18 protein-coding genes are annotated in these 21,437 nt (G+C 48.4%); 2 read left to right on the top strand and 16 right to left on the bottom strand.

The window, feature by feature from the left end:
- Positions 1-89: 89 nt before the first annotated feature.
- Entirely contained in the window at positions 90-479 is a 390-nt protein-coding gene (locus BLCOC_RS05355) for a desulfoferrodoxin family protein (protein ID WP_115624636.1), read from the top strand.
- Positions 480-589: 110 nt separating this feature from the next.
- Here the strand turns inward: BLCOC_RS05355 and BLCOC_RS05350 are convergent, their stop codons facing one another.
- The 13 genes from BLCOC_RS05350 to rhaB form a co-directional block, all read right to left on the bottom strand.
- Positions 590-1,654, bottom strand: coding sequence for a GNAT family N-acetyltransferase (locus BLCOC_RS05350; RefSeq protein WP_115624635.1), 1,065 nt, complete (start codon positions 1,652-1,654; stop codon positions 590-592).
- An 8-nt stretch (positions 1,655-1,662) separates the two neighbouring features.
- Entirely contained in the window at positions 1,663-2,592 is a 930-nt protein-coding gene (locus BLCOC_RS05345) for a DUF2156 domain-containing protein (RefSeq protein ID WP_115624634.1), read from the bottom strand.
- A 131-nt stretch (positions 2,593-2,723) separates the two neighbouring features.
- Positions 2,724-3,758, bottom strand: coding sequence for a Gfo/Idh/MocA family protein (locus BLCOC_RS05340; protein WP_018595115.1), 1,035 nt, complete (start codon positions 3,756-3,758; stop codon positions 2,724-2,726).
- 47 nt (positions 3,759-3,805) lie between these two features.
- Entirely contained in the window at positions 3,806-7,090 is a 3,285-nt protein-coding gene (locus tag BLCOC_RS05335; protein ID WP_115624633.1) for a hybrid sensor histidine kinase/response regulator, read from the bottom strand.
- Positions 7,091-7,239: 149 nt separating this feature from the next.
- Positions 7,240-8,631 (bottom strand): MFS transporter, encoded by a 1,392-nt coding sequence (locus tag BLCOC_RS05330; RefSeq protein ID WP_115625547.1) that lies wholly within the window; start codon positions 8,629-8,631, stop codon positions 7,240-7,242.
- Between the two features lie 56 nt (positions 8,632-8,687).
- Positions 8,688-9,608 carry a sugar phosphate isomerase/epimerase family protein gene (locus tag BLCOC_RS05325; protein WP_029470342.1) on the bottom strand — a complete coding sequence of 307 codons (921 nt, stop codon included), beginning with the start codon at positions 9,606-9,608 and terminating at the stop codon, positions 8,688-8,690.
- A gap of 23 nt (positions 9,609-9,631) precedes the next feature.
- Entirely contained in the window at positions 9,632-10,795 is a 1,164-nt protein-coding gene (locus BLCOC_RS05320; RefSeq protein WP_115624632.1) for a Gfo/Idh/MocA family protein, read from the bottom strand.
- 36 nt (positions 10,796-10,831) lie between these two features.
- Entirely contained in the window at positions 10,832-11,758 is a 927-nt protein-coding gene (locus BLCOC_RS05315; RefSeq protein WP_115624631.1) for a sugar phosphate isomerase/epimerase family protein, read from the bottom strand.
- Between the two features lie 78 nt (positions 11,759-11,836).
- Positions 11,837-12,052, bottom strand: coding sequence for a hypothetical protein (locus BLCOC_RS05310; RefSeq protein WP_115624630.1), 216 nt, complete (start codon positions 12,050-12,052; stop codon positions 11,837-11,839).
- Positions 12,053-12,087: 35 nt separating this feature from the next.
- Positions 12,088-12,966: a helix-turn-helix domain-containing protein gene (locus BLCOC_RS05305; RefSeq protein WP_226984823.1), complete on the bottom strand. Its 879-nt coding sequence runs from the start codon at positions 12,964-12,966 to the stop codon at positions 12,088-12,090.
- A 146-nt stretch (positions 12,967-13,112) separates the two neighbouring features.
- Positions 13,113-13,940, bottom strand: coding sequence for a rhamnulose-1-phosphate aldolase (rhaD, locus tag BLCOC_RS05300; protein WP_115624629.1), 828 nt, complete (start codon positions 13,938-13,940; stop codon positions 13,113-13,115).
- A 64-nt stretch (positions 13,941-14,004) separates the two neighbouring features.
- Positions 14,005-15,258 (bottom strand): L-rhamnose isomerase, encoded by a 1,254-nt coding sequence (locus tag BLCOC_RS05295; protein ID WP_026255450.1) that lies wholly within the window; start codon positions 15,256-15,258, stop codon positions 14,005-14,007.
- A 113-nt stretch (positions 15,259-15,371) separates the two neighbouring features.
- Positions 15,372-16,772, bottom strand: coding sequence for a rhamnulokinase (gene rhaB / locus BLCOC_RS05290; RefSeq protein WP_115625545.1), 1,401 nt, complete (start codon positions 16,770-16,772; stop codon positions 15,372-15,374).
- A gap of 202 nt (positions 16,773-16,974) precedes the next feature.
- On the opposite strand from rhaB, the gene BLCOC_RS05285 reads away from it, so the two are divergent.
- Positions 16,975-17,949: an AraC family transcriptional regulator gene (locus BLCOC_RS05285; protein ID WP_115624628.1), complete on the top strand. Its 975-nt coding sequence runs from the start codon at positions 16,975-16,977 to the stop codon at positions 17,947-17,949.
- A gap of 50 nt (positions 17,950-17,999) precedes the next feature.
- Here the strand turns inward: BLCOC_RS05285 and BLCOC_RS05280 are convergent, their stop codons facing one another.
- The 3 genes from BLCOC_RS05280 to BLCOC_RS05270 form a co-directional block, all read right to left on the bottom strand.
- Positions 18,000-19,052: an HD-GYP domain-containing protein gene (locus BLCOC_RS05280; RefSeq protein ID WP_029470349.1), complete on the bottom strand. Its 1,053-nt coding sequence runs from the start codon at positions 19,050-19,052 to the stop codon at positions 18,000-18,002.
- A gap of 176 nt (positions 19,053-19,228) precedes the next feature.
- On the bottom strand, positions 19,229-20,098 hold the full coding sequence (locus BLCOC_RS05275; protein ID WP_115624627.1) for a DegV family protein: 870 nt from the start codon (positions 20,096-20,098) through the stop codon (positions 19,229-19,231).
- Between the two features lie 70 nt (positions 20,099-20,168).
- The gene (locus tag BLCOC_RS05270; protein ID WP_029470351.1) at positions 20,169-21,350 is read right to left on the bottom strand and encodes a S41 family peptidase; all 1,182 of its coding nucleotides are present in this window, start codon (positions 21,348-21,350) and stop codon (positions 20,169-20,171) included.
- Between the last annotated feature and the right edge of the window lie 87 nt (positions 21,351-21,437).

The following is a 21,437-nucleotide window of genomic DNA, read 5'->3' as shown; positions in this document are numbered from 1 at the left end:
TAAAATCAGAAAAGTTATACCTCCGGCACTGCACATAAACATCACAATTCGCGGGAATGACTATAATGCAGAAAAGGAGGTAACACAATATGAATGAACCGCGTTTTTACGGCAGCGAAGAATGCAGCACTCTGATCGAGGTGCTCTGCGCAGATCCGAAAGCCAGCTTTTCCTGCTGCCAGAAGGAGCTGACTGAACTGAAAGCCAACACATCGGAAGGTGCCTCTGAAAAGCATCTCCCTGTTGTGGAGCAGAACGGAAATGTCGTCACCGTCAATGTGGGAAGCATAGCCCATCCTATGACAGAGGAACACAGCATCGGCTTCATCTGTCTGGAAACTGAAAAAGGCCTCCAGAGAGTCCGCTTAAAAGCAGATGGAGACCCTAAAGCCTGCTTTGCCCTCACAGAGGGCGACAAACCGGTGGCAGCCTATGCGTACTGCAACCTGCACGGATTCTGGAAGACAGAAATCCGTTAGAACAATCCGGATATACAGAATTCCGGATAAACGAAACTCCGGTTCAAAAGGAGTTAAAACCTTTTGAACCGGAGTTTTATTATGCTCAAATATGTCCCAACCATACTTCTCTATACGACTTCATCCAGAAATACCCCTCCGAGAGGGCAGATATCTTCTGTCCCCGCAGGCAGGTTTTCAGGTATATGGTAGTCAAAAAGCCAGGATGTCAGCTCACGAATATGGATTCTTATAACCGGGGAACCGTCTGTGCTCTTTTTTGCGGCTGTCTCCCGTGACACCCGCCGGATAACAGAGGTATGCCTGTCCACCGTCCAAGAAAACATGCCCCGGTTCTCTTCCAACTGCTCATCCTCTACCTCCAGGCAGAAAGTCATGGAATCAGCAGGCGATTGCTCCTTCAGACGGATGACCGTCATAAAATCAGGCAGGCTCACGATCCTTGCCATAATAGCCGGCTTTCCTCCGTCTTTTTCCCGGTAAAGGGAGGGTTCTGCCAGCAGCAGCCGCTGCTCCTGTTTTTCCAATCCCCATGTGCCCCGAAAGCCGGCTGTTTTTCCTTCCTCCTGTATCTCCTCCAGGATTCCGTTCTCGCTTTCCATCTCTTTGAGAAGACGCCTTACATATTCTGCATCGCGCCTGGCAAAGACTTCATATCTCTTACTCAGCCAGGAGTTCATCCATTGGCCCGTCTTCTCCATGACCGCCTCAGCGTCCAGACTGCTGAGACGGCGAACCGCCACAGCGCTGTCCTGCATCCGCATGGCGGGCAGTTCCCATTCCGGCTGATCGAAGATAAATGTAAAACCAAAAGGAAGGTAGATTTCTTCTGCCGCAGGCATGAGAAAGCAAAAGGGCATCCCCTCCGCCCTCATATCCGACAGCGCCCTGTTCATGAGCCTGCGCATATATCCTCTGCGCCGCCCTTCTCTTGCCGTGGCAACGCCTACTATATAATCGCACTTCCACAGCCTGTCCCTAACATAAACTTCATAGGGATTTCTGTGGAGCATGGAGAGGATCCTGCCATTCTTGCGAAGGACCAGGATCTTATTGTCTTTCGTCTTTTCTTCCATGTAGTAGTCTGTAAAGGGTGCGGAATCCTCCGGGAAGGCTTCCTCCCAAAGGCTTCTGCAGCTATTTTTCTCAGAACTGTTCAGATACGCCGTTTCCATACCGCACCTCACGCTTCTGCCTTGAAATCAATCTGCTTTACTTCATATTTTCTGGCGTATCCCACAGGATTATAAGACATTTTTGCCTTTCTAAGCCCCTCGATCCCCAGGTCGTCCTCACGGTTTATCAAAGCCGCTTCCGGAAATTCGGCCAGGAGGAACTGCTGGTTAATGAACTGGTATAACCCCCGGATCTCAGGATTGGCCTTCTCTATATGGATCACGGCCATATTTTCCAGGGGATTAAAGCTTCCGATGGTAAATGCCTCCAGTTTTCCGTCAATATAGACTCCGCCCATGCGGACCTGTAGATTGGAGCAGTTTTTTAGGATCTCGTGGATTCCCTCCACCTCATAGTCCAGATGTGCCTCCACTTCCTCGCCCTTCTGTTCTCTCCAGTGGTCCAAAAACTTCCATACATCCCCTCTGTCAGAACAGCAGAGCCGGCGGTACTCATACCTGCCCTCATAATCCCTCTTAAATCCATTGAGATGGTTTTTCTTTTTATGCAGTTTCTTCCCTGAGAGGGATCTCATGGCATCTCCGTCATAGAGATAATCCTTTAAGTCTTCCTGCTCTTTCACTAAAAATCTGTCCGTCTGCTCCATAAGCCCCAGGGCCATAACTGCCTCCTCATCGGCGAGATGGATATATAAAGGCTTTTTCAGTACGGTATTAAAGTATTCCACGATCTCATTGAAATAATGTTCCAAATCTTCCTCACTGCAGATAGGCATGGCTGTCCCAGCCACGCCGTCATTCTCCATAAGCCACTGGATCGCTTTGCCATCGCTGACCGCAAACTGAACGCCGTAAAGCTTGCTCCAAATAAAACTGTCAAGAAACACGCTGTCACAGGTCTTGTTGGGTCTCCTGCAAAAAAGAGGTGTCAATCTATCTATATCTTCTGCTTCTACCGGTTTAAAGTCTAAATTCATTTTGTCCTCCATATCTGAATTCTGTATCTGCCTGCCCTTATAAAAGGCATTCTTTGCTGCTATTAATGGTATAACATTTTTTTCAGATTATATACTATATTCAGAAATATGGAAAGGGACTTTGTCACATTTTAATCGTAATTTACCTCCACAGGCATACCTTTCTCCGCGGATTCCATGATAGCCAGGATCGCAATGGCCGTTCTTCTGGCATCCTCCATGGAGACACGGAATTCCCTGCCGTCCACCAGACGGTCGATAAAATCACGGATACTCTCATAAGACAGGCCTTTGCACCGGTCAAATACACGGTTAGATACCAGAATATCCGGAGTGCTGGTATTTTCCTCTGTCACCTCCTGAATCAGGTTATGGCTGGACAGATCCATATTGATCATTCCTTTTGTGCAGAGGACGCTGAATTTGTAATCATTCACGTTGGTATTTCCGTTTGGTGTGATCCAGCCATTTTCCATCTGGGCAATGCCTCCATGCTCAAATTCAATGGTGGTGAGATAAATGTCTTCCGTGTCTACTCCTAATTCCTCCAGAATCCCTTTGCGTTTTACCGCATAGACACGTTTCACCTCATCCCCGAAGATCCACCGCAGGGTATCCAGGCTGTGGCTTCCCAAAAACCAGAGGATAGAGGATCTGGAAGCCCAGGAAAGCATATCGGTTGCCACCCATTTCACATCGCTGTGCCGGATATAGCCCGTATAGGGAGTTCCTAATTTTCCAGACTCCACCTCCTGCTTTGCTGTGTTAAAGGGAGGGTTCCATCGGTTGTGCAGATCTACCATACAGCGCACATGGTTTTCCCGGACCGCCTTGCAGATCCTTTCTATATCTTCCCTGGTGGTTGCAATGGGCTTCTCGATCAATATGTCCTTCCCCGCATTCGCCATTGCCACCGCAATATCCCCATGGGCAAAATCCGGTGTCACTATGGCCACCGCGTCCACCTCCGGGTCTGCTGCCAGGCTGTGATAGTCTGTATACACCTTGGCGATCCCATATTTGTCCGCGATCTCCCTGGCCCTTTCCTCCCGGCTGTCGCAGATGGCCACTGGGATGGCGCAGATATGCTCTGCATAAATAGACGCATGCGTCTGTCCCCAGGTACCGGCTCCCACAATTCCCATTCTGATTTGCTTCATCTCCATAGATTTAACCTCCTGTAAAAACTATACATTTATAGTGTTTGGGATTTCTACTGCCATATGATCTGCAGCTCATCCAATAGTGCCTTCATCTCCAGCGGCTTCACCAGATACCCTGTCATTCCGGCTTCATAAGCCTGTATCTTGTCCTCATCAAAGGCATTTGCCGTCATAGCCAGGATCGGAATCTTTCCCCCTGTTTTCTTTTCCAGACCCCGGATCCTTCTGGTGGCTTCCAGCCCATCCATGACCGGCATGCGGATATCCATCAAAACCGCCGAATAATATTCCTGAGGTGCCTCTGTATAGATCTCCACGGCTTTTGCTCCGTTCACGGCAGTATCCGTCTGTATCCCGTGCATCTCCAGAAGAGACTGGGCAATCTCCCTGTTCAGGTCATTGTCTTCCACCAAAAGCACACGCCGTTTTCCGAAATTTGTCTCCTCTTCCTCCGGCTCCTTGTCACTGCCGCAGACTGTCCCCAGCCTTGAAAACGTATTGTAAATGGTGGAGCGGAAAAGAGGTTTGGGTATGAAGAAATTGGCCCCCGCCTTTCTGGCCTCCTCCTCTATGCTGCTCCAGTCATAGGCTGATATAATGATGATCATGGTTTCCGTCCCGGTGATTTCACGGATGCGGCGCGTTGTCTCTATGCCGTCCATGTCCGGCATTTTCCAGTCAATCATGGCCACATCTATGGTCCTTCCCTGGGATACAGCAATGCTCACCTGTTCCAAAGCCTCACGGCCGGATGACACCCAGATAGAATGCGCGCCTATCTCCTCCAAAATGACTGAGGTCTGTTCACATACGATCTCGTCGTCATCCACTACCAGGACTTCCACATCTTTCATAAGCTCCCTGTTTTTCCGCCTGAATTCTTCCTCCTCGTCATCATCCACCAGCCCCAGAGGGATCGAAACCATGAATCTGCTGCCCCTTCCCTTCTGGCTCTCCACCTGTATCCTGCCTCCCATAAGCTGAACCAGGTTGAATACAATGGAAAGTCCCAGACCGCTTCCCACATTGTTTCTGGCACTCTCTGCGCTCTCCTGTTCAAAAGGCTGGAATATACGCTCCTTGAATTCCTCAGACATACCGATACCGCTGTCCTCAACAGTGATCTGCACATAGGCATAGCCATTGGTACGCTTCTCTTCCCGGGTGCTCACCAGGATCTTTCCCTGGGCAGGTGTGAATTTCAGCGCATTTGAGAGCAGATTCATGAGTATCTGTTTGACCCTCAGGGCATCTCCCACATAATAATGCTCCATAGGCTCAATCTGTCTGGCCTCAAAGCCTATCATAGACTCCACAGCCTGAGGATAAATAATAGAGGATATCTCCTCATACAATTCAGCGAAATTGAATTTTCTGCTGTTGATCTCCATTTTACCCGTCTCTATCTTGGACATATCAAGAATATCGTTGATCAAGGACAGCAGGTATCTGGAGGAGGCGTCAATTTTTCTGAAGCAGTCCTGTACTCTGGGCGTATCCTCAATTTTCATCTGGCCGATAGTGCTCATTCCGATAATGGCATTCATGGGCGTTCTGATATCATGGCTCATTCTGGAGAGAAAGTCAGATTTCGCGCTGTTGGCTGCCTTGGCACCTGCCAGGGCATCTCTGAGAAGCTGTTCCTGTCTGGCCTGCTCCGCTCTCTGGCTGTCCAGCACCTTTACCAGCTCGATTGCCAGCACGTCTGTCCCCACAGGATTATCCACACAGATGACCTGTATGGAGATCCAGTGGTAATCCCCGTCATATCCCTTTTCCTGCAGTTCCATGTAAAGCTCACGCTCACCGGCTGCGAATCTTTTTATAATAGATTCCCTGGATGTGAACTTTTCAAAATCCTCCCGGTAGGAAGGGTAGACATCAGGGGTGGAAATCCTCAGCAGTTCATCATAGATCCCGCTTCTCTCATAAGGACAGATCTGTTCCTCAATGAAACAGTTGTATGTATTTTTTGTAAGGTTGATACTCATGATCAATGGATACGCTGTACAGGTGGCTGCCCGCAGGGACTGGTTCTCGATCCGCTGCTCCTGTTCCTGGGCCTCCTGCAGAAGGTGCATCTGCGTAATATCCGTAAAAATAGCCTGGACCACGTCAAGACCATCCGCATTGATAAGGCGTTCCATGATCACACTGACCCACATAGGCGAACCGTCATTTTTCCTGGACTCTCTTGTATAGGTGATGATGCCGCTGCCCACACGGAGGCTGCGGATCTTTGACTCAATCTTATCCCGATCATGTTCCAGAGCCATCAATAGAGGATTATACAATTCCTTCATATAATCTTCCTCTGAGTGATAACCATAGAACTCCCAGACTCTCCGGTTGAAATTGACAATGTGGTGAGGCGGTTCCGGCTCAAACTGCAGAATGCCGCAGGGGATAGAGTTGTAGAGCTGGGTGAGAAAACGCGCCTGTCTGGCTGCCTCTCTGCCTGCAAGCTGAGCCTGCTGCTCCCGCTCCTTCTTCTCTGATATATCACCGATGAAGCAGTAGATCACGTCCTCCCCTTCCTCATCCGTAACCTTTTTTCCCATATCGGATACCCAGAACTGGCTGCCGTCTTTTTTGGCAACACGGTATTCCACATTATAGGTTCCTCTCTCCTCCAGACTCGCCTCCGCCTGCTGCCTCATGGCGGTATAATCCTCAGAAAGTATAAACCCTCTGCAGCAGCCCCCGGTAAACTCATCAAATTCCTCAGGCCCTATGTATCCAAGAAGATGACAGAGGGCGTCGCTGATCCATTTGACAGAATACTGCTCATCTTCCCGGCAGATCAGCATTCCCCCGGGAAGCTGGGACAGCATCAGCTCTATCTGTCTGTCCTTATTGGCCAGAGTTTCTTCCAGTTTCCTGTACGCCTCTTTCCCCGCCTGGACCGGGAAAAGCTCTCCCTGCTGTATATCGGAGAAATCCACGGAATTATGAATATGAACCGTTATCAGCTCATTTTTATCTCTGTCCAGCCTGAAGATAAAAGTGATCCTCTGGTGCGTCTTAAAATACAGACCGGTTTCCTCCCTTGGCTGGATCCAGCTCTCCCCCTCACAGAAAAAATATTCCTCTGTGAGTGCCCTGGTCACATACTGCTCGCCGTACATATGGCAGGGTGCCAGATCCTCCTTTCCTTCCCGAAAGCAGGCTGCCACAGCCTCTTTGCCCTCTGCCTTCTGCTGCGGCCCTGCTCCCAGCCATACGATATCATCATCAAATGTGGATATGAGAAACTCCACATCTGACTCGCAAAAATATCTTCTCAGGATCAGGGAGGCATATGCCTCCACTCTCTGCTGCATTTCTTCATACATATGATAATCTCCTTACAGAACCGGTACTTTGACCGTCCAAAAATCCTTATTGTTATCATTGTAACATTTAATCCTGTAGGATACCATAGAAAAATCCGGCTCTGCCTTCCAATTTGATGGAAAACAGGACCGGATTTTTTCTGTCTGTATTACAAAAAGCCAGAGGCCTCTCTTCTGCACAGTTCTTTCATAATGTCAGGATACCGTTTATCCAGTCTGTACAAAACCAGCGTAACGATCACTACGCTCCATACAAGGAAAGGGCCAAACATGTATATTTTCTGTATCATAGCTACAGCACTTTCCGGCTGTACTATATTTCCATTTGTAGAGCTGACATATCCCGCCAGGGACAAAAGCCCTGTCATGGATGCAGACGCCAGCCCGGAGCCAATCTTGGTTCCCACTGATCCGCCTGCAAAAATAAGACTTTCCTGACGAATGTGCGTCTTCCACTGTCCAAACTCCACCACATCCCCCAGCATCCCAAAAACAACGGAATTAAGAGGTGCCAGGCCAATCCCCCGAATGATACAGCAAAGGAGCATCCATTGAAAATGATCTGGGTTGATAAAAAAGATACATTGGCCGATCAGAGCCAATACTGCCCCTGCCAAAGACATATTCCTCTTACCAAACCGTTTGAGGAGAAACGGGCAGACAAAAGTAGCGGATACAATGGTCAGTGTTTCTGTTAGATACAAAGCACTGTACATCCACGTATCATTGTGGAAAATGTATTTGCAGTAGTAAGGCAGAATGGTGCCGGTCAGTCCATAAATAACATTCTGCATCATCCATAATATCAGAACTGCCCAAAAATACTGATTACATACCAGGGCTTTAAAAGATTTCCCCACAGGTATTTTCTCCTGCTTTGCCTGTGCTTCGATCTTTACAGTCTCCTCACACCTAAAAAAGCATATCAGCAGCAGTCCCAAGGCCAGAGCCGCCCAGATCGCCATAGTCTTTACCCATGCGGCCTGGTCATTCCCAAAAAGCTTTACAAGAGGCATAGTACAAGTGACCGCCAGAATTCGGCCGAATGGCGACATTCCCATGCGCACAATGCTGAGCATATCCCTCTCCCCTGACTCTCTCGTCATCATAGCGGAAAGGCTGCCATACGGAAGATTGATAGCTGTATAGCAAACTGTGGTACAAAAATTATAAGTGACAAATATGTACAGAAACTGAACTAATCCCGTTGTATGGGGTACTGTAAACAACAGCACTGCTGACACCGCATAAGGTACAGCCATCCATAATATCCATGGCCTTGATTTTCCCCATCTGGAGTTTGTCCGCTCCACAAGAAGTCCCATAACCACATCTGAGAATCCATCAAACACACGGGAGATCAGCATTACCATTCCCACTGCAGCCGCAGCTACCCCCACATAGTCTGTATAAAACAGAGTCAGCAGCGTACTGATCATACCAAAAACAACATTACAGGCAGTATCACCGCACCCGTAAGAAACACGTGCAGCAAAAGATAGTTTCCCCCTCTCCGCCCCCGCAGAGGGTACATTCCCCATTTCCTTTTCCACAATAAAGTCCTCCCAATCCTTTTATCTATCGCTTATATCCGATTTTATTTTCCCAGAAGTTCCCTTTCGATCCGCTCCCGTGCCTGGGGTGCCTGCCTGTCCATCTTCTCCGGAAACCCGAACATAGAGACACATGCAATGTTGTCACCGCCTGCCTTGGGCGCGTCCTTCCTCAGTTGTTTATCCGCGAACTCCATTTTTCTTAGAGTCTGAAAAATCCCCTCAAAATCCACATCTCCCTCTCCCATAGCCAGATGCTGGTGTATTGTCACGTCCGCTTTTCCCCCTTTGTTCAGCCACGGCGGATTAGCAATATAACGGCAGTCCAAGGTCTGATTAAAGGTGTCTGCAAACAACACATGTGTCAGTTCATCACCCGCATACCGCAGCATGGAACGCACATCACCTCTGCCTTCATCATAAAAAAATCCGTGAGGCGAAGAGTACACATAACCAAGATTTTTTGACCGGAAGGATTTTACCATATCACAGGTCTCGTTGTTCAGCTCACAAAAATCATAAGGATGTGACTGTATCTCCACACGGATTCCCTCCCGCTCAAAAATCGGAAGCAGTTCCTCCATGGATCTGAACCACATGCCATTACAGATCTCCTGCTGATTGGGATCTCCTGAAAGCTCTGTATTGATAACCTGAACTCCCATATCCACAGCGATCTCTATCATCCGTTTCCAATTTGCCACTGCAAACTGCCGCTCCTCCTCCGTGGGGCCGGACCAGCGGTACACCACGATAAAAGAGGATATTTCCACCCCTGTTTCACCAAGTGCCTTACGATACTCCGCTTCACATTCTTTTGAAAATAGGGGGTGTTTATAAAAGGGATTGATCCTGGGATGTGGTGACTGTTCTATATATTTATATCCCCAGTCAGCCACCTGGTGTACCATTCTGTTTATATCCATCTGCTTTGCCAGCACATCCACGTCAAATGCAATTTTCATCTCATCATCTCCTTGTATCTCTTTTACTTGTAGTCCACCCAGGAAGCTCCCTGATCTGCGGAACGCACACAGTTTTCCACCCAGCGCACACCTTCTACACCGGCATGAATGTTAGGGTACCAGAAATCTACACTTTTCCCTTCATCCGCAGCAGTCATTGCCTGTGCAAAACGGCTGTATAGATTACTCCACGCCTCAAACAGACCCTCCGGATGTCCCCCTCCGATCCTGTCATCAGCCATTGCTGAGGGATGCAGATAATCCATACCTCTTTCCAAAACTTTTACCGGCTCCCCCTGTACTTCAAAGGTGAGCTGGTTCGGCCTTTCATCCCACCACTCCAGAGATGCTTTCTCACCGATAACCCTTATTTTCTGTCCATGCATAGAACCGCAGTTCACACAGGAAGACCATACATATCCCACTGCTCCGTTCTCATACTCCATAATTGTCATAGCATTGTCTTCAAGAGGTGCCCTTGATTTAACAAAAGACTGTCTGCTGCACATAAGCCGTTTGATCTTCATATCCGGAAGCATTACTTCTGACAGATAAAGCGGATGTGTTCCCACATCTCCCAGTACATAAGACGGTCCTGCCACTTTGGGGTCAACTCTCCACTTTGTAGACGCTGTGGTGGCTTCCACCGCCACATTGTGAAACCCGTGGGAAAACTGCATATTAACGATACGGATATCACCCAATTTCCCATCTGCGATCATCTGCCGTGCCTCCTCGATCATCTGATGTCCGGCATATCCATAGGTGATACCCACCACTTTATTTCTCCTGACTGCCAGCTTTTCCAGCTCCTCTGCCTGTTCTGTTGTAAAACAAAGAGGTTTTTCACAAATCACATGAAGTCCTGCCTCAAGCGCTGCCTTTGTAATCTCGTAGTGGGTACCGTTTGGCGTAGCCACAGATACCGCCTGGATACCATCCTCTCTCTCTGCCTCCCTGGCAAACATGGTCTTATAATCGGGATAGCATCTGTCTTCACTCACATGCAGTTTTTTTCCAAAATCCTTCCCTCTCTCAGGATTAATATCAAAGGCACCGGCCACCAGCTCAAAATTAAAATCTCTCAGTGCGGAAGACCTGTGGATATAACCGATCTGGCTTCCTTTTCCTCCTCCAACCATTGCCCAGCGAATTGGATTCTCAACTTTCTTCTCTCCGTAATACATATTCTCATTCTCCTTTTTTATCTTTATTCTGTTCCGTCAAATCTGGTATCCAACACTTTTCAGATATGCTACGCTCTCTCTCACATCCCGCAGACTGGTATTTGAATTTCTTGGGTCCCGCTCCTGTTCGATCGTGATATATCCGCTATATCCGATCTCCTCCAATGCTGCTTTGATTCCCGGATAGTCCAGACACCCTTTTCCAATGGGACACATAGCCCCTTCTCCGCATCCTTCAAAGAAACGGATTTTCTTATTCAGCACATCCCTGTATACTTTTTCACTGACATCCTTAAAGTGTACATAATCCAAACGTCCCGCATATTTTTTCAGCCATTCAACCGGGTCCATTCCTGAATAATAGAGATGCCCCGTATCCAGACAAAGTCCTGCCAATTCATAAGGAATATCTCTGACCAGAGCTTCTATCTCATCTGCAAACTCAATATACCCTCCCGCATGGGGATGGACTACAGGCCGTACTCCATATATCCTTGCTTTTTTACATATCCCTCTGATATGTTCCATCATAATGCCCCACTCTTTTTCATTCAGCCTTGGCGCCGCATCCGGATGTCCCGCTGCATAATCCCTTTCATCATGCCCCCAATCCATAACTGTAAGATAAGGTGCCGCAAAATGCTGACCCTCATGTACCGGCAGCGGCGGAAGCGCTGTCACCAGTTTGCATATTTCCTCTGTCTGCCTGAGTACATTTTCATAATTCTCCTCACTCAGCAGATCATCAAAAATAGTCCCTGCCACAATAGCCAGTCCATTCTTTTCCAGCTCCCGGGAAACTCTCTTTGCATCAACCGGCAGATATCCATAAGGCCCCAGTTCAATTGCCCTGTATCCTGCCAGTCCGGCCTCCTCAAGCACCCTCTCCCAAGCCGGCAGATATGGATTTTTCACGTCATCCACTCCCCAGCAGCACGGTGCCCCGCAAATATTCATACTCATGCTATTTCCTCCTTTTTCTGTGTGCTATTTCTGTGTGCTTTCTCTGTGCTCTTTTATGTTCCCATTATATCCCACCCGCTAAAAGCACGCCTTCAGTATCCTGTACCATCTTCCCCGCCAAATCCCCGAAACTCCTCTCAGCCTCCCCCTTTTTTCCTCAGCATACTTCACTATCCTGTTCTTCTTCTCTTCTGTCTCCCTGAATCCTTCAAAACCCCTCCAAATTTGATACTCCCCTAATATAAAAAAATAAGTGTGGAAGCCAAAGCCTAAATAATAAGCTTTCTCTTCCACACTTATTTACTGAACGGTTACTGATCTTCATCCTTTCATGACTGGTTACGAACCCCTTTAAGCTCCTCCAAATAAAGTCCCCTATAACGAATCGGTGTCATCCCCACTACCTTTGCAAACAGAGTACAAAAATAATTGGTATTGTCATACCCCACCGTAGTAGCAATCTGTGTGGCGGTCATGTCTGTAGAGATCAGCAGCGTCTGTGCCAGTCCGATCCTCCGCCGTATCACATACTGAATAGGGGTACTTCCTGTCGCATTCTTAAATGCATGAGACACATAAGGAGCTGAGCACCCCAGAGCTTCTGCAATTTTTTCCAGGCTTATCTCCTCCGTATAATGTTTGTTCAGATAATTCCATATCCTAGCCACAAATTGTTCTTCCTTCGTACCATCTGCCACAGCCTGGGGAAAAGCCTCCAACTGGCTTGCCATCACCACCAATGAAGCACACAAAAGCTGTGCGGCCAGCCTGCCGGTCTGATTTGTCTCCTGCATCATATACATCTGCCCGCACATTTCTTTTAAAAGGGGATACATCTGTCCTGCCTTCCGCACATAAGGTCCTTCTTCTCCCACAAGATGATTCCTTGGCAGCCCTTTGAGTCTGAGATTCGTGATTCCCACACAATAAGACCCAATCTCCTCCTCCGTTCCTGAAGATACTTCATGCAGATCATCCTGATTATAAAAAAGCACATCCCCTTCTTCCAGATGATAAGTTACAGCATTTACTGTATAAATACCTGTACCCCTGTAAATAAGCAGCATCTCACAGATGGACTCATGACTGTGCAGCGGTCTGTCCACTCTGCTTCTATTGATTCTCTGTTTATTTATGTAAACCATTGTGGGCATGATCCCCCCTTCAAACACTTCCCCCAGATTCCTCTGAATATCCGGCCAAATCACTAAAAACCCCTCCCTTATCACCCTTTTTTTCTATTATATTATCTGCCTGCCCACTTGGCAATCCTCTTCTCCCATTCCTTCCCACCTCAAAAAAACACCCGGCACGATTTCTCATGCCGGGCGCAAAACATCTGCCGCTGTAGTTTTTATTTATCGTACAAAAATTTTTCCGGCAGATCCACATGAAAATCCACCGCCAGATCCCGGAAATTCTGCGCAGTGATGGTCTGCAGCTTATCCGGTCTCATGGACAACATCTTTACAAGGATCTCCGCGGACTTTTCCACTGTGTGCATAAGCCCGAAGGTCAGATCAAAATCCTCCCCTGAGCAGAACATACCGTGATGTGCCCAAATGGCCACATCGTATTTTTTCATCAGTTCACTGGTGGCGGCAGCGATCTTTCTTCCTCCCGGCACCATCCATCCCACAACACCGATACCGTCCGGGAACACCACCGGACACTCTGTTGCCATCTCCCACAGCTCTCTTGTGAACACTTCATCCCTTAAGGGCAGCACAAAGGTCAGGGCGATCACATTTGCCGTATGGGCATGGTAGATCACTCTGTGCTTTCCGCCTGTAGCCTGCATCTTCACCTCATGGTTCATCAGATGGGAGGGCAGTTCACTGGTAGGTCTTCCTCCGTTTACCAGGCCCCAGCAGATACGGTAATTCTCTCCCTTGTCATCTAACTCGATCACAGCAAGGGAGTCCTCCGGATCTGTCATAACATTGCGGAAATACTTCCCGCTTCCTGTCACTAGAAAATACTCTCCCGCCAGAGCCGGAACCGCTGTACCGATCTCCTTCCAGTCCCCGTCCTCTGACAGCTCTTCCCTTACAGACTGCACTTCCTCTTTTTTGATGCGGTAAGTCAGATTTCCGCCGTTTCTCTCATGCCATCCCTGGTTCCAGCCGTCATCTGCCATTCTCATAAAACCCTGTACGAATTTTGCTTCCAAAACTTTCATTTTTCTGTTCCTTTCTGTATTGTGCTGAGGATTTCTCTCCTTGTCTGGGCGTGTCTGCGCTTTTTCAGGAACGTTTGCTCAGCACCTCTTTTTCATACTGCTGCACTTCTTTAAACCAGTCCTCTTTCTCAGGAACGCCGCACTGTTCACAGAAATAATTCCATACATCCCCGAAAGGATACAGCTTCAGCTCTTCCTGGAGCATCATAAGCTCTGTGAAGGCGCCGCTGTTCTGCAGTGCTTTCAGTTTGTTGTTTGGCTGAAGCAGGGCAAACAGAAATGCTTTCTGCATATTCCGCATTCCCACCACCCATGCGCTGACGCGGTTAATACTGGCATCGAAGAAATCAAGTCCTAAAAATACCCTGTCAATGGCATCGTTTCTCACGATTTCCTTTGCGATCTCTTTTGTCTCGTCATCGAAGAGCACAACATGATCGGAATCCCAGCGCACCGGTCTTGTCACGTGCAGGGCCAGTTTCTCATTAAATAAGAGCATAGCCGGAATTTTATCGGAAACCACCTCTGTGGGATGATAATGCCCGTTGTCCATGAGACTTAAAATCCCGTTGTTGGCTGCATAGTTGATGCAGAATTCGCTGGAACCAACCGTGTAGGACTCCATGCCGATGCCAAATACTTTTGATTCCAGGCACACATAGACTTTTGATCTGTCATAGTCAACGGACAATATCTGATCAAGAGAATCCTTGAACCTGGCTCTTGGGGACAGACGGTCAGCCGGCACATCCTTATAGCCGTCCGGGATCCAGATATTCATGACGCAGGGCTGACCCAGCTCCTCTGCAAAATACTGGGATATGCGGATACAGGCCTGTCCATGGCGGATCCAGAACTGACGGATCTCCTCATCCGGACTTGAGAGGGTAAAGCTCTCCGCCTTCTCATGAGAAAAGAAGGTGGGATTAAAATCAATGCCCATACCTCTCTTTTTTGCAAACTCTGCCCATCTCTTAAAATGCTCCGGCTTTAAGGCATCTCTGTCCGCAAAACAGCCGTCCTCAAAAATGGCATAGTTGGCATGCAGATTCAGCTTATGCTTTCCCGGGATCAGACTCAAAGCCTTGTCAATGTCCTCCATCAGCTCCTCCGGTGTTCTGGCCTTTCCTGGGTAATTTCCTGTTGTCTGGATACCGCCGGACAAAGGACCTTCGTGGTCAAATCCCTGTACATCGTCCCCCTGCCAGCAGTGCATGGAAATGTGGATGTTTTTCAGTGTCTCCACTGCCTTGTCTGTGTCCACCCCCATATTTTTATAAATTTCCCTGGCTGATTCATATCTCTGTGCTGTAGTCATATTTTTCCTCCTGACTTTATGGTCACCGCAGCTGTCCCGTGTCTTTACACTCCGTACAGACAGTGCACCTTTTCTGTTCCTGTTGCCGTTACTGCTGCCGTTACTTTTCATCTTCACGGCTCATATACTTGAATTTCAAAAGAGTCATAGACACACTGCCTGGCTGCTTTTAAGTCTATCCAAACGCCTTTTGCCATCATCTGCACCATCAGATTGCCCACAGCAGTGGCCTCCGTTGGGCCTGCCAGAACAGTTTTTCTGGTACTGGAAGCAGTGAGCTGATTCAGATACGCGGCGTTGGCTCCGCCGCCTACTACATGGAGATGTCTGTATTGTATGCCTGTCATCTCCTCAATCTCACCAACTGTTCTCCCATAGCAGTCTGCAAGGCTTCTGTAAATAACCCCTGCAAGCTGTCCCGGGGTCACCGGAACCTGCTGCCCTGTCTCCTCACAGTATTCCTGCACAGCCTTTGTCATGGACACCGGCGCCAGAAAACGGCCGTCATTGCAGTCCACAAGGGACGGAATCTCCTCTTTTTCTGCCATTTGACAAAGCTCTGCAAAGGAATAGACATCTCCCAGTTCTTTTTTGAGGGACTGGATCATCCACAACCCCATAATATTTTTCAGGTAACGGAACCTGTGAGCATAACCGCCTTCATTGGTAAAATTCAGCCTCCGGCTTTTCTCCGTACAGTCCGCCTGCCCAAGCTCTACCCCCATCAAAGACCAGGTGCCTGAACTTATGTATAAAGCTTTGTCATCCTTTGACGGCACAGCCAAAACCGCGGAACCCGTGTCATGGGTAGCCGGCAGGATAACCTGACAGTCAAATCCCACTTCTCTTTGTATCTCTTCTGTAAAGCCGCCCAGCACCGTACCCGCATCTTGCACAGATTGGAAAATCCCTTTGGGGTATCCCAGCATTTCAATCAGTTCCATATCCCAGTCCTTTGTACGGGGGCTTACAAGCTGTGTGGTAGTGGCATTGGTGTATTCCGCCGCTTTCCTTCCGGTCAGCAGAAATTGAAAATAATCCGGTATCATCAGCATGGCGTCGGCCTTTTCCAGATACTCCGGATGCTTTTCTTTCACTGCCATGAGCTGATAAATGGTATTGAATATCTGTTTCTGGATCCCTGTTCTTCTATACAGTTCTTTTTCCGGAAGGATTTCATAGACCAGACGGTCCATCCCCTCTGTTCTCTTATCCCGGTATCCCACCGTATTGCCCAGAACCCTGCCATTCTCATCCAAAAGCACAAAATCCACAGCCCATGTATCAATCCCCATACTCACAGGTATCTTCCCGGACTCTCCGCACTTTTTCAGTCCTGTCTTGATCTCCTCAAATAACTGCTCCAGGTCCCAGCAGGCCTCCCCGTCTTTCATGGTCAGCCCATTGCGGAAGCGATGGATCTCCTCCATCACCATGCGGCCCTGCTCCATATGCCCCAGAATATGACGTCCGCTGGACGCTCCGATGTCCACTGCAAGATAATATTCCGTCATCATTTTCCACCTCCTTATGCCTCTATCTTAACGAAAAAGGAGGGAAAGAAAAAGTACACTGTTTGCATAATTTTATAACCTTATTTGCAGTCTGCCGATTGCATTTTTTTCTCCACCGTATTAAGATAAAGTCAGAACTGCTCCGCACAGACAAGAGCAGGAAAACGCCGCACTGCCGGATCGGATCATAAGGGGGGATACCATGAATCAAGAACTTCTGAAGGAACTGAAAAAAATAACAGCGGAGGAACAGGCCCTGTTAGACGGGCAGAAATGTATCAATCCCTCCCTCTACAATCTGGAACACTCCATGACCATTGACAACAAAAAACTTCTGGAACACGGAAAGCTCCTGGAGATCCGTCCCCATACCCGTTTTGTCCACTTTCCCAAGCATAACCACAACTACGTGGAAATGATATATATGTGCTCCGGCAGCACCCGCCACTTGATAAACGGCTCAGAGGTCCTTCTGGGCACCGGGGAACTCCTCTTTTTAAGCCAGACTGCCACCCAGGAAATATATCCCGCGGGATATGACGACATTGCCGTTAATTTTATCATCCTGCCGGAATTTTTCGGCCAGCCCCTTGGTATGATCGGCACAGAGGACAATATGCTGCGCACCTTTATCATCGAGTGTCTGAAGAACGGCAGCCAGAATATCCATTATCTTCACTTTAAAGCTGCGGATATCCTACCGATCCAAAACCTTGTGGAAAATCTCATTTGGACGCTGCACAACAAACAGCCCAACAAGCGCAGTTCCAACCAAGTCACCATGGGCCTGCTCTTTCTGCAGCTCATGAATTACATTGACAAAGCTGAGATCGGACAGGAAAATTATGAGCAGGAGCTGCTGCTCACAGTGTTCCAATATATCGAGGAGCACTACAGCGACGGGGAACTGTCCGCGCTGGCCCAGGAACTGGGCTATGATCTCTATTGGCTGAGCCGCGTCATCAAGCGGCTGACAGGAAAAAATTACAAGGATCTGCTCCAGGAAAAAAGACTGAACCAGGCAGCCCACTTGCTCCGGAATACTTCCCTCACTGTGACAGATATCGGCCTGCATGTGGGATACCACAATTTCAGTTATTTCTACAAAATATTCAAGGCCCGCTACGGCATGTCTCCCCGTTGTTACCGCCATTTAAAAGAACCTGTATCCCATTAAAAAGGCACATCCGCCCGGTGCCCTGACAGCGCCGGCGCGGATGCGCCTTTTTATTTTTCTCTCTGATAGAGAGCCTTCATCTTATCCTTGGCTCTGCTGAGTCCTTCCATCAAGAGAGGACTGAAGCAGCCGCATTCCCCATTGCGTATCATCTCATACGCTGTATCGTGGGGATATGCTTTTTTGTATACACGGTCACTGACCAGGGCGTCATAGACATCTGCCACAGACACCACCTGTGCCTGAATAGATATCTCATCTCCCTTCAGCCCGTCCGGATATCCCCGTCCGTCCCACCTTTCATGGTGATGGCGGCAGATATCATACGCATATTTGTACACATGGTTCTCGCGGAACCGCGGCACACTGTCCAGAAGCTCACAGCCACGTATGGTATGTGTCTTCATGATCTCAAATTCTTCCGCTGTAAGCCTGCCCGGCTTGTTGAGAATGCCGTCAGGAATGGCGATCTTACCCACGTCATGCATGACTGCGGCATCTGCTATTATTGGCAGGTCATCCTCCTCAATACAGCAGGACGGGTCCATCTCCTTGATGACCCGCAGAAGAATGAGCGTCAAGTCCCGAATCCTGGTAACGTGCTCACCGGACTCGCAGTCCCTGAACTCAATGGCCGTGGAGAGCGTCTCGATGATAGAACTGTTCAGCTCCCGTATCTCCTGGGCCTGTTCCCTCAGCAGCGCTTCCTGCTCATTCACAATGTTGTTGAGCCGTATTACATTGCCGATCCTTCGGCGGATGAAAAAGGGAATGATCGGCTTTCCGATAATATCCACAACACCCAGTTCATACCCTCTTTTTAAAACTTCCTGAGAGTTCTCTGCTGTTATCAAAAAGACAGGAATCTTATGCGTCAGCTCAAGCTTCTGCATCTCTTCCAGCACTTCAAATCCATCCATAACAGGCATAACTACGTCAAGCAGTATGGCGGCCAGCCTGTCCTGCTGCTCCATGATAAGCTCCATGGCCTGCTTTCCGTTTTCAGCTTCTAAGATTCTGTAATCTTCCGAAAAGGTAGCATCCAAAATCGCACGGTTCATTTCCACATCATCTACAATCAAAATTGTCTGTCTGTTGTTCATAAACGCCCCAATGCCTCCTCCCGAAAGACTTCAGAAGAACTCCCATGTCTATTGTCCATCGTGCATTAATCCTTTCATACACTTTTTCCTTGGTAAATCCTTCACTTCTATCAGTTTAACTTCTCTTGCAGAAAACTGTCAAGCGCTATATGAAATAATAAAAAAGATTTAATACATTACCTGTATTCCCCAAGGAAAAACAGTGCCACCGTACCCGGGCCGGCATGGGCGCCGATCGTGGCTCCTATAGGGTTCATCATTACATTTGTAATGCCGAACTTTTCTTCTACAAGCTTTGCCACATACGCCGCGTCTTCCTCACAGTCTCCATGGCTGATCAGGACGATCTCATTTTTATCCCGGTAAGTTCCCACTCTCTCTTCCATCATGGACACCAGGGTTGCCAGGGATTTTTTCCGTCCTCTGACTTTTCCAACTGGTATAAGCTTTCCTTCATTGTCCACATGGAGCATAGGCTTGATATTCGCCAGTGTTCCCAGAACCGCTGTTGCCTTTGACACACGTCCGCCACGGTATAGATGGTTTAAGTCATCCACAGTGAAGACATGACCGGTATGAAGAATATTTTCTTTGACCCACTGCGCCACTTCCTCCATGGACTTTCCTTCTTCCTTCATCTTAACAGCATACCACACAAGCAGGCCTTCTCCCATGGACGCGGCCAGAGTGTCGATCACCTCCAGCTTTCTGTCAGGATAGGAGTCTCTAAGCTCTTCCACCGCAACACGGCAGCTATTGTAAGTACCGCTGAGTCCGGATGAGAATGCCAGATACAGAACATCCTTCCCCTCTTTCAGCACAGACTCAAAAATCTCCTCTGCTGCTGTGGGATTCACCTGCGATGTGGTGGGCATAGAGCCTGCCCTCATACGCCTGTAAAATTCTTTATCCTCTATAACATGCTCCTTGTCATAAATCTCCCCGTCCATATTACAGGACAGGCAGAGATAATCCACCTGGTGTTCCTTCAGCCATGCTAAGGGCATATCCACTGTATTATCCGTCATGATCACATAATCACTCATACGCTGTCTCCCTCACTTTCCATTTTAAACAGTTTACCACGAATCGGCCGTCTCTTCAACTGAATTCCCCTTACATTCCTTTGACCACCTCGATCGCCTTCTGAAGCTGGTTATCCTCTGACTGCTCTATTTTCACCTGCTGGCGGAGCCCTTCATCCAGCTCCACCTCCACATCCGGCTGGATTCCCGTGCCATGGATATTGCGGCCCTTTGGTGTATAATACTTGGCGATAGTGAGCTTAACCGCACTTCCGTCTGTAAGAGGAATGGGCATCTGCACAATACCTTTTCCATAAGTGGTAGTTCCCACCAGCTTTCCGATCCCGTAATCCTGCACGGCACCTGAGAAGATTTCCGACGCGCTGGCGCTGTTTTCATTGACAAGAACGGTAAGGGGGATCTGCAGTTCATGTTCCCCGTCACAGGTATATTCCTTTCTGCCCCCATTCTTATCCTCTGTGTAGACAATAAGACCCTTTGGCAGTATCTGCTCCAGAATATCACACACGGAGATCAGCAGCCCTCCGGGATTGTCGCGAAGATCCACGATCAGGCGCTCCATCCCCTGACTCTGCAGGTCCTGAAATGCCGATTCATACTGGGCTGCAGTTACCTCTGCAAATTCATAGATCTGAATATATCCGATGTGGTCCTCCAGCATTTCATGCTCCACCATAGGGACTTCCACATGTTCCAGGGGAATATCCAGGCTCAGATAATCGCTCTCACCCTCCCTGGCGATCTCCAGGTGGGCTGTCTTGTCCTCTGAGGCTTTGATGATCTTTACCACCTCTGTCAGTTCCTTGTCTGTGGTGGTCTCCCCGTTTACTTTATAGATCACGTCTCCGGGCAGCAGTCCTGCCTTGGCTCCCGGTGCCCCCTCATAACATCTGGTAATGGAGACGATCCCTGTCTTGGCGTCCTGTTGAAGCACTACTCCCACACCCAGGTATTCGCCCCCTGTGCTCTCGTTGAGCTTTGTATATTCCTCCGAGGTATAGTATCCGGAATAAGGATCACCAAGTCCTGCCACCAGTCCTTTATACAGATAGGACTCCAGTTCCTCCTTATCTATATCCTCCAGATAATATTCGTCTATGATCCCCTCGATCAACTTGGCCTTCTTCACAGTGGAATTATTCACAACCCCCTTCTGGTTCTGATACCACAGATAACCGGACACTCCGCCGCCTATCAGCACCGTACAGAGAACACCCAGCAGAAACCCTTTGATATATTTCTTTCTGTCCACTTTTTCAGTTCCTTTCCACACTCAAAATAAAAAGGAGACACCGCCAAACAGTCCTCCCGCCAACGGGGAGGCAGCATCTGTTCAGCA

This window comes from Blautia coccoides (assembly GCF_034355335.1).
Taxonomy (GTDB): domain Bacteria; phylum Bacillota; class Clostridia; order Lachnospirales; family Lachnospiraceae; genus Blautia; species Blautia producta.
Note: the sequence above shows the minus strand (reverse complement) of the source record. Positions and strands in the feature narration are given on the sequence as shown.